Raw genomic sequence first — 6,683 nt, forward strand, 5'->3', positions numbered from 1 at the left:
CCATGGCGTCACCGGGGGTTCACCTGGTCCTCGTTCGGGGGTTCCGAAGAGGTTACCCGGCGTTCCTGTGAAACGGCCGTTACCAGAGCAGCTGGGCCAGCGCGAACGCGGCGAAACCGGCGAACACGAACCCGGCGACCCGCTGGATCAGCTTCGGCCGGATCCGGTCGCGGATCTTCGCGCCGATGAACACCGCCAGCCCGGCGACCGACACCAGCGCGACGAACGCGCCGACCCCGACCGCGAACGGGTTGCCGAGACGGGCGACGAGACCCGCGGTCGCCAGCTGCGAGGCGTCGCCCCACTCCGCCGCGAAGAGCACGCCGAACGACGTCAGCGCGGAACGCAGGAACGACACCGGCCCGGGTCCGGACCGCGACGCGTCCTCGCCCGCTTCGCTGCCTTCGCTGAAGCCCTCGCGCAGGAGCAGGAACGCGCCGACGCCGAACATCGCGGCGACCAGCACCGAAACAAGAGTTTCCGGCAAGAGGGTGAGCAGGCTTCCGAAAGCGACCGCGATCACGCATTGCACGGCGAACGCCACGCATACTCCGGCGAATACCGGCCAGGCGCGGAAACGAGTGGTGAGCACGAGGGTCGCGACGAGCGTCTTGTCCGGCAGCTCGACGGCCAGTACCAGGCCGAACGCGCTGAACAGAGCGATCAATGCGGGAGACATGGGTTCGTGCTCACCCCTTTCACTGCAACGATAAAGGGGAGGTTCAGAAAACCGCAAGCTGATGGGTTTCGCGAATTGCCTGATAAGGTCGGCAGAATGCTCGCCGCTGGTGGGCCGGAATATTTTTTTCGGTGCGCCGAATTCTGTTTTCCGGCTGCGGTACGGTGCGGGTCATGTCTGCTGACCACGTCGTCGTCACCACCACCGTCGACTCCGAGGCCGCCGCGCGCACCATCGCCGCGAGCGCCATCGAGGCCCGGCTCGCCGCGTGCGCCCAGATCGTGGGGCCGATCACCAGCGTTTTCCGGTGGGAAGACGAGGTGCAGACGGCGGCCGAATGGCGGGTCGAGTGCAAGACGGCCGCGGACCGGTCCGGCGCGCTGGAGGAGTTCCTGAACGTGCGGCATCCGTACGACCTGCCCGAGGTCATCGTCACGCCGATCGTCGGCGGCAGCCCGCGGTACCTGTCGTGGCTCGTGGAGGAGACCCGCTGAGCACCACCTGATCGGGGGTAGCTCGGCCTGGGTTCGGACCCGGATTCCAGCAGGTCGGCGGGACGTTGGTCCCGGCTAGTTCAGGACGTGTTGAACTGGCTGGCGCGACTGTGCGCGCGGAGGATCGGACACGTGGATGTCCTTGAGCTCGCGCGGTGGCAGTTCGGCATCACCACCGTCTACCACTTCCTGATGGTCCCGCTGACCATCGGACTTTCGGTGCTGGTCGCGGCCATGCAGACGGCGTGGGTGCGCACCGGCAAGCTGCGGCACCTCAAGATGACGAAGTTCTGGGGCAAGCTGCTGCTCGTCAACTTCGCCATGGGCGTGGTGACCGGGATCGTGCAGGAGTTCCAGTTCGGGATGAGCTGGAGCGCCTACTCCCGGTTCGTCGGCGACGTGTTCGGTGCGCCGCTCGCGATGGAAGGCCTCCTCGCGTTCTTCGTCGAGTCGGTCTTCCTTGGCCTGTGGATCTTCGGCTGGGACCGGCTGCCTCGTCGCGTGCACCTGGCCTGCGCCTGGGCGTTCTCGCTGGCCACGATGGCCTCGGCGTACTTCATTCTCGCGGCGAACTCGTGGATGCAGCACCCGGTGGGCGTCGAATTCGTGAACGGCAAGCCGACGATGAACTCGATTGGCGCGGTGCTCACGAACAACACGGCGCTCGCCGCGATCCCGCACACGCTGGCTGGCGCGTTCTCGGTAGCGGCGGCGTTCCTGGTCGGCGTGGCCGGATGGCACCTGTGGCGGCGACGGTCGACGTCGGACGAACACCGCGAGGTCTGGCGTTCGTCGCTGCGCCTCGGCGGCTGGGTCGGCGTGGTGGCGTTCGCGGTACTGGCGATCACCGGCGACATGCAGGGCAAGCTGATGTTCGAGCAGCAGCCGATGAAGATGGCGTCGGCGGAAGCGTTGTGCCACACGGAAAAACCGGCGAGCTTCTCGATCATCGCGATCGGCGACGTGGCCAACGCGAACTGCGAGGACGTCAAGACGTTCAACGTGCCCGCGTTGCTGTCTTTCCTGGCGCACAACGACTTCTCCACCGAGGTCAAGGGCGTGGAGAACCTGGTTTCGGAATACCAGGCGAAATACGGCACGAACTACCCGGACGACCCGGCGCTCGGTTCGCTCGCGGGCAAACCGATCGACTACGTGCCCAGCCTGCCGGTGACGTACTGGGGCTTCCGGATCATGATCGGCTTCGGCGCGATCTCCGCGGGCATCGGCCTGCTGGCCCTGTGGCTCACCCGCCGCGGCCGAATCCCCGGCGGACGCTGGTTCCCGCTGCTGGTGCTCGGCGGCATCGCGACGCCGTTCATCGGCAACAGCGCGGGCTGGATCTTCACGGAGATGGGGCGGCAGCCGTTCGTGGTCGCGCCCAACCCGACCGGCGTCGAGGGCATGTGGATGTTCACGGCACAGGCGGTGTCGAGGCTGACGGTGGGCGAGATTCTGACGTCGCTGATCGCGTTGACGCTGCTGTACGCGGTGCTGGGCGTGGTGGAGCTGTACCTGATGCGCAAGTACGTACGGGGCGGGGTGGACGCGGTGATGCCGCCTGCCGCTGCTTCCTCTTCTGACGAAGGTTCGGATGATTCCGATGACCAGGCGCTTTCGTTCGCCTACTGACCCGGTGGAGCGGGCCGGGGTGCCGCCAGAAGACCCGGAGGGCCGGGTCTGGGCGCGGCCCGCTCCACTGGCCTGGACGACCCGTACCCAGCGTAATCGGGTCGTGGCTCTCGCGGGTTACCCACAGCGAATCTGTGGACAACTCGGCGGGTTGTGGATAACTCAGGGCCATCGTGGGGACAACCCGGTGGCCGACCGGATGACGCCGGCGCACGCCGGACGAGGTGAGTGGGCATGACGCTCGAAACGCTGTGGTTCGCGATCGTCGCGTTGTTCTGGCTGGGGTATCTCTTCCTCGAAGGATTCGACTTCGGCGTCGGGATGCTGCTGCCGGTGCTCGGGAAAACGAACACCGAGCGGCGCGTCCTCGTCAACACGATCGGGCCGGTCTGGGACGGCAACGAGGTCTGGCTGATCGTCGCGGCCGGGGCGACTTTCGCGGCGTTTCCCGGCTGGTACGCGTCGCTTTTCTCCGGTGCCTACCTCCCGTTGCTGCTCGTCCTCATCGCGCTCATCGGGCGCGGCGTCGCGTTCGAGTACCGCGGCAAGGTCGACTCCGAACGCTGGCGGCGCGTCTGGGACCGCGTGATCATCATCGGTTCCTGGATCCCTCCGCTGGGCGTCGGGCTGCTGCTCGCGACCACCGTGCTCGGCCTGCCGCTCGACGCGCAAGGCAACCGCGTCGGGTCGCCGTTCGAGTCGGTCCGGTGGGACACGTTGCTGGGCGCGGTGGCGATCGTCGGCTTCTCGCTCGTGCACGGCGCGGCGTTCCTTGCCCTGAAAACGACCGGTGACCTGCGGGAACGCGCGCGCACCATCGCGCTGCGCATCCTCCCGGTCGGGCTGCTGCCGTTGGTCGCGTTCCTCGTGGTCGTCCAGGTCCGCGAAGGCAAACTGTGGACGCTCTTCTCGCTGGTGATCGTCGTCCTCGCCGCCGCGGTCGCGTGGCTGCGGCTCTACGTGGACCGCGACGGGCAGGCGTTCGCCGCGCTCGCGGTCGTCATCACGGCCGCCGCGGTGACCTTCTTCGGCGCGCTCTACCCGAACGTCCTGCCGTCCACGCTCGACCCGGCGCACTCGCTGACCATCATGAACAGCGCGGTCAGCCACTACACGCTGACGGTGATGACCTGGGTCGGCGCGTTCGGGGCGCCAGCTGTGCTGATTTATCAAGGCTGGACCTACTGGGTGTTCCGCAAGCGCATCGGCGTCCAGCACATCCCGGCGGTGCACGCACCATGACCGAGCTTCCCGGCCGCGCACCCCTTTCCGCCACCGGGTCCCCCATGGACCCTGTGCGGCCGGGCAAGGGTCCGCTCGGCGCGCTCTCGGCCCTGGGGCCGGCCGCGCGCCGAGCGCTGATCCTGGTCGCGGTGCTGTCGTTCGGGAACGCGGTTTTCCTTGTCGGACAAGCCTTTCTGCTAGCGGACATCCTCGCGGACGTGGTCTCCCGGGGGCTGGGGGAAGGGGGCCGCACCGTCCAGTTGGCTGTCCTGTTCGCGCTCGTCGTGGGCCGCGCGGGCACCAGCTGGGCGGTGCGGGTGGTTTCCGCCCGCGCCGCCGCGACCGCGCAACGCGACCTGCGCGCCCGCGTCGTCGACCACGCGTTGCGCCTCGGCCCGGAATGGCTCGCCCGCCGCGGCCACGGCGAGCTCACGACCCTCGTGACCCGCGGCCTCGACGCACTCGATTCCTACTTCCGCGAGTACCTGCCCGCGCTCGTCACCGCCGCGGTCGTCCCCGTCGCGGCAGGCGCGGCGATCCTGTGGACAGATTGGCCGTCGGCGGTGATCATCGCCGCGACGGTCCCGCTGCTGCCGATGTTCGCCGTCCTGGTCGGAAAATTCACCGCCGACCGCGTTTCCGGCGCGACGGACGCGGTGCACCGGATGTCCGGCCTGCTGCTCGAACTGGTGCGGGCGCTGCCAGTGCTCACCGCGTTCCGGCGAGCCGACGCTCAAGCCGAAACCGTCCGGAAACTGTCGGACCGGCATCGTCGCGCGACGCTCAAGACGTTGCGCGTCGCGTTCTCCTCGGCATTCGTGCTCGAACTCGCGGCGACGCTCTCGGTCGCCTTGGTGGCGGTCGTCATCGGCGTGCGGTTGGTGTCGGGATCGCTCCCGCTGGCGATCGGACTCGGCGTGCTGATCCTCGCTCCCGAGTGCTACCAGCCGATTCGCGCGGTCGGCGCGGCATTCCACGCGAGCGAGGACGGCGTGGAAGCGGTCCGCCGGGTGACTGCGGTGCTCGCGGAACCGGTCCCGGCCGAAGGAACCCGGACCGCACCCTGTGGATCGTTGGTTGTGTCCGACCTAAAAGTCGCTCGACGCGGTGGATTCGCTCCCGACGGAGAGAGTTTCTCCGTCCGGCGCGGTCAGATCGTGTGGCTGCGCGCGCCGAGCGGTGGCGGAAAATCGACGACGCTCGCGACCCTGCTGGGCTTCGTGCCGTCCTACGACGGGTCGGTGCTGGCCGGTGAGGTCCCACTGGCTCAGGCCGACCTCGAACGGTGGCGCGCGGGGATCGCCTGGGTCCCGCAGTCGCCGGTTTTCAGCGGCGGCACCGTGCGGGAAGAACTGGCGGTCGCTGGATCGGACGTCGACGCGATGCTCGGCGAACTGGGACTGCACGGCCTCGCCGACCGTCCGGTCGACCGGCTTTCCCAAGGACAACGCCAGCGCGTCGCCGTGGCTCGGGCATTGCTGCGAGTTCAGTCGGGCGCGTGGTTGCTGCTGCTGGACGAGCCGACCGCGCACCTGGACGACGTCAACGCGCGTCGGGTCATGGACGCCGTCGAGCGAGCCGTCGAACATGGTGCGGCTGCGGTCATCGCTGCGCACGAACGTTCAGCCGCAGTCGCTGTTCAGGACTCGGCTCCCGCAGCGGTCGCTGAGTCCACTTCGGACAGTGTCGACGCCCGGCCACTTCCCTGGCGGATGCTGCTCGACCGACGGCTGTTCTCCGGTGCTTTGCTAGGTGCCTTGGCGCTCTTGGCCGGGATCGCCCTCACCGCGACCTCTGGCTGGTTGATCGCCAAAGCTTCGTTGCAGCCGCCGATTCTGACCTTGACGGTCGCGGTCGTCGGGGTGCGCGCGTTCGGACTCGGCCGGGCCGGACTCCGGTATGTCGAACGGCTCGTGACGCACGACGCCGCCTTCCGGATCGCCGGACGGTTGCGTGTTCGGCTCTGGAATGCGTTGGTGCGCTTGGGTCCTGCACGCAGCCTCGAAGCCGGGGAGAGCCAGCGGCGGTTGGTGACGGACGTCGACACGGTGCGGGATCTGCTGCCGCGAGTCGTGTCGCCGCCGATCGTGGTCGGGTTGGTCGCGGCCGGGGCTATCGCCGTGCAGACCTTGGTGCTGCCGTCGGCTGGCTTGGTGCTGGCCTTGACTGTGCTGGTCGGCTTGGCGGCACCGGCGGTTGCGCTGCGTTTGGAGCGCCGCGCGACTTCGGCCCTGGCTGCCGGACGACGTGACGTCGCGGCGCGAGTGCTGGTGCTGTTCTCGTCGGCGGCGGAACTGCTCGCTTACGGCGGGGCGGCTTCGCGTCGCCGCGACTTGGCCTCGACGGACACCCGACTGGCCGCCGACACCCGACGGCAAGCCTTCGGCGCAGGCGCGGCGGATGCGCTGGTCACGCTGGCGACTGGGGCGGCCGCAGTGGTCAGCACGATGCTGGCGGCGGGCGCGGTCGGCCGTGGGGAGCTGGCGGGGGTGATGGCGCCGCTGCTGGCGTTGGTGCCGTTGGCGCTGGCCGAGGTGTTGGCGCTGTTGCCGCAAGCGGCGGTGCATTGGGACACCCTGCGAGCGGCTCGGATTCGGCTCGGCGCGGTGGTCGGCGAGTCGGAGGTTGGGCATTCGCAGGGTGCGGCTGGTTTT

General features: G+C 68.8%; 5 protein-coding genes. 4 read left to right on the forward strand and 1 reads right to left on the reverse strand.

From position 1 onward, the window contains the following. Nucleotides 1-79: 79 nt before the first annotated feature. A complete protein-coding gene (locus PUT80_RS03910) occupies nucleotides 80-679 on the reverse strand; it encodes a TMEM165/GDT1 family protein (protein ID WP_037807003.1) in 600 nt (199 codons plus the stop codon). Between the two features lie 173 nt (nucleotides 680-852). Here PUT80_RS03910 and cutA point away from each other — a divergent pair, with 173 nt between their 5' ends. The 4 genes from cutA to cydD all read left to right on the forward strand — a co-directional run. Further along, on the forward strand, nucleotides 853-1,173 hold the full coding sequence (gene cutA / locus PUT80_RS03915) for a divalent-cation tolerance protein CutA (RefSeq protein WP_037718964.1): 321 nt from the start codon (nucleotides 853-855) through the stop codon (nucleotides 1,171-1,173). Between the two features lie 132 nt (nucleotides 1,174-1,305). Next, nucleotides 1,306-2,805, forward strand: a complete 1,500-nt coding sequence (locus tag PUT80_RS03920; RefSeq protein WP_037807005.1) for a cytochrome ubiquinol oxidase subunit I — start codon at nucleotides 1,306-1,308, stop codon at nucleotides 2,803-2,805. A 234-nt stretch (nucleotides 2,806-3,039) separates the two neighbouring features. After that, nucleotides 3,040-4,047, forward strand: a complete 1,008-nt coding sequence (gene cydB / locus PUT80_RS03925; protein ID WP_037807007.1) for a cytochrome d ubiquinol oxidase subunit II — start codon at nucleotides 3,040-3,042, stop codon at nucleotides 4,045-4,047. A 44-nt stretch (nucleotides 4,048-4,091) separates the two neighbouring features. Beyond that, nucleotides 4,092-6,683: thiol reductant ABC exporter subunit CydD (gene cydD / locus PUT80_RS03930; protein ID WP_275291132.1), on the forward strand; the 2,592-nt coding region annotated here is incomplete at its 3' end.

The sequence above is a fragment of the Amycolatopsis sp. La24 genome (assembly GCF_029087445.1).
Classification (GTDB): domain Bacteria; phylum Actinomycetota; class Actinomycetes; order Mycobacteriales; family Pseudonocardiaceae; genus Amycolatopsis; species Amycolatopsis nivea.

Excerpts from the sequence above, each read along its gene's own strand:
- cydB (WP_037807007.1), top strand. The coding sequence starts at position 3,040 with ATGACGCTCGAAACGCTGTGGTTCGCGATCGTCGCGTTGTTCTGGCTG.
- PUT80_RS03910 (WP_037807003.1), bottom strand. The coding sequence starts at position 679 with ATGTCTCCCGCATTGATCGCTCTGTTCAGCGCGTTCGGCCTGGTACTG.
- cutA (WP_037718964.1), top strand. The coding sequence starts at position 853 with ATGTCTGCTGACCACGTCGTCGTCACCACCACCGTCGACTCCGAGGCC.